The sequence below is a fragment of the Capnocytophaga catalasegens genome, assembly GCF_026005215.1.
Classification (GTDB): Bacteria; Bacteroidota; Bacteroidia; order Flavobacteriales; family Flavobacteriaceae; genus Capnocytophaga; species Capnocytophaga catalasegens.
In genome coordinates this window covers 1-2,262 of the sequence record NZ_BPMA01000046.1, presented here as the reverse complement: position 1 = coordinate 2,262, position 2,262 = coordinate 1, and the positions used below count along the sequence as shown (strand labels likewise).

At 32.1% G+C, this 2,262-nt stretch carries 3 protein-coding genes and 1 pseudogene; all 4 read left to right on the top strand.

Annotated elements, in window-relative coordinates:
• Window positions 1-405 (top strand): annotated as a pseudogene (locus tag OO775_RS11435) (type VI secretion system Vgr family protein); the annotation flags it as partial.
• A gap of 11 nt (window positions 406-416) precedes the next feature.
• Window positions 417-1,376 (top strand): hypothetical protein, encoded by a 960-nt coding sequence (locus tag OO775_RS11430; RefSeq protein WP_264847299.1) that lies wholly within the window; start codon window positions 417-419, stop codon window positions 1,374-1,376.
• Window positions 1,360-1,833, top strand: a complete 474-nt coding sequence (locus OO775_RS11425; RefSeq protein ID WP_264847298.1) for a hypothetical protein — start codon at window positions 1,360-1,362, stop codon at window positions 1,831-1,833. Before OO775_RS11430 ends, OO775_RS11425 begins: the two co-directional genes overlap by 17 nt.
• A gap of 2 nt (window positions 1,834-1,835) precedes the next feature.
• Window positions 1,836-2,027 carry a hypothetical protein gene (locus tag OO775_RS11420; protein WP_264847297.1) on the top strand — a complete coding sequence of 64 codons (192 nt, stop codon included), beginning with the start codon at window positions 1,836-1,838 and terminating at the stop codon, window positions 2,025-2,027.
• Window positions 2,028-2,262: the final 235 nt, after the last annotated feature.

Sequence of the window (2,262 nt, the reverse complement as noted above, 5' to 3'; positions counted from 1 at the left end):
GGTAGTGTGTTTATAGAAGACCCCAGTGGTAACACTTATCTAATGGATGGACAAGGAAATATCAATGTAAGTGCCCCTAAAAATATTACTTTCAAAGCGGGCGGAGATATTAATTTAAATGCAAATAAAAACATATTTTCAACAGCTTCTTTAAACATTGTTAGCAATGCAGGCGTGAATATGGTAGATATAGCAGGTAAAGATATTTCTCAATCTGCTTCTGGTGATATACGAGAAGACTCTAATGTAAGGGGTGAAATCTCTAAAAACGAAAGAAGCATACAAGCTAAGAAGAGCGACTCTCATTCTGATAAAATAACCGTAGTGAGCACTAAGCAAAATATGATTTTACAAAGTGATAAATCTGTAAAATCTAACAGTGGAGAACAAGGTAGTTCACATTAAAAAACAAAGCTATGGGAATTTTTAAAAAGGCAAATAACATATATATTACCGTTCGTGATACTTATACCTCTATAAGTGGCTCTTCTTATGAGGAAGCCGAAGAGGTAATTATTGAGGCAACTAATGGTGATTTAGAGCTTGTTAGTCAGAAAAAAGTGGTGATGCAGGGATTAGGGAATAACTCAAATGAGGATGAATTAGATGGAAAAAAGGTAAAGCAAGAGAAATCACAAATGAAAAACATAATAAAACCTTGTGATGATTTATCTTATCATTTGATAGTTTGGGGATTAACAAAACAAGAGGCTAAGTATATTGTCAAAAATAAAGAAGGATTTATTGATAGAAGATGGCTTTTGTTAGCTAAAAAAGAAATTAAGAAATTAAGCGAAAATTTCAAATGTCTTTTAAGAATTTCGGAAAGTGATGTTATTTTTGAAATAAAAATACAAGAGTATTACCAAACGGTACAAGGTAAATTTCCTTTTGAACAAATGCATTATTCTGATGGATTAGAAGAAAGTTATGAGATTTATAAAAATGTAATAATGAAGGATTTTCCCGATAAAATTGTTTCAAAAGAACTATATAAAAAAGAACAAGAGGCTGCGGGATTTACTTATGAAAAAATGTGGGGAGGAGTATCTGCAATTACTTTATATTCAGATAAAGAGGGGGCTTTTGGAGTTACAACCAATGGGACAAATCAAGTTGTTATCAATAAAACTTATTTGAACATCAAAGAACGCAAAGACGCTCTTGAACATATGACGGCAACTTTTGCTCACGAAGCCTATGGACATTTATATTTTAAACTTTTAGGTAAATGGCATTCACACGGTGCAATTAAATCCCTAACAGATAATACCCCACAGAACAACAAAGAACTTGAAATACAAATTAAAAATAGAGAAGATGAAGCCGCTAACCATTTTACTATGCACGCTGACACTTATGCTAAATTCTTGTAGTAGCATAATAAATCATAAAAATAAAGAAATAACAATTAGTAAATTTTATGATATTGATGGTCTTTTAATGTTCGAAAACTACTCAAAAAATGGAGAATGGATAAAATCAATTTGGCACACCAAAGAGGGTAAAAAATATGAATTTCAACTATTTCCTTACGAACAACAAGTGAAAATTTTTGATAGTCAAAAAGATTATGATAGTTTCTTACTGAAAAATCATAGAGATATTGATTATGATTTTGCAGGCACTTACCATGTTCGTTTATTAGTGTCAAAAAGAGGAAAAATAATAGATGGTCGAATTATTCGAAAAACTGAAGGTTGTAAGCATTGTGATACATTAGCTTTACAAACTATTGAGATTATGAAAAAGAAAGTTAGAGCCGTAATGTACAACCAAAAAGCGAATGCGGTTGCTCCTATAAGAATTCCTTTTGGAAAAGTGTATGATTGATAATGCTCAAAGGTAATTACACCCAAGCCATACAAGGCAACAAAAAGGTTGAAATTACAGGAAAATTAAACGAAACCTCAGACTCATACACGCATTTTGCCCAAACTGGCGATATTATCATACAGAGTGCTAATATTTCAAAGACGAGAGGTTTATACAATCTAAGAAGAGTGATTCACATGCTGATAAAATAACCGTGGTAAGCACCAAGCAAAATATGATTTTACAGAGTGATAAATCTGTAAAATCTAACAGTGGCGAGCAAGGTAGTTCACATTAAAATGTAAAGCTATGGGGATTTTTAAAAAAGCAAATAACATATATATTACCGTTCGTGATACTTATACCTCTATAAGTGGCTCTTCTTATGAGGAAGCCGAAGAGGTAATTATTGAAGCAACCAATGGCGATTTGGAGCTTGATAGTCAG

Bases quoted from the DNA above. Each gene is read 5' to 3' on its own strand.
- OO775_RS11420 (WP_264847297.1), top strand. From the start codon at position 1,836: ATGCTCAAAGGTAATTACACCCAAGCCATACAAGGCAACAAAAAGGTT.
- OO775_RS11425 (WP_264847298.1), top strand. From the start codon at position 1,360: ATGCTAAATTCTTGTAGTAGCATAATAAATCATAAAAATAAAGAAATA.
- OO775_RS11430 (WP_264847299.1), top strand. From the start codon at position 417: ATGGGAATTTTTAAAAAGGCAAATAACATATATATTACCGTTCGTGAT.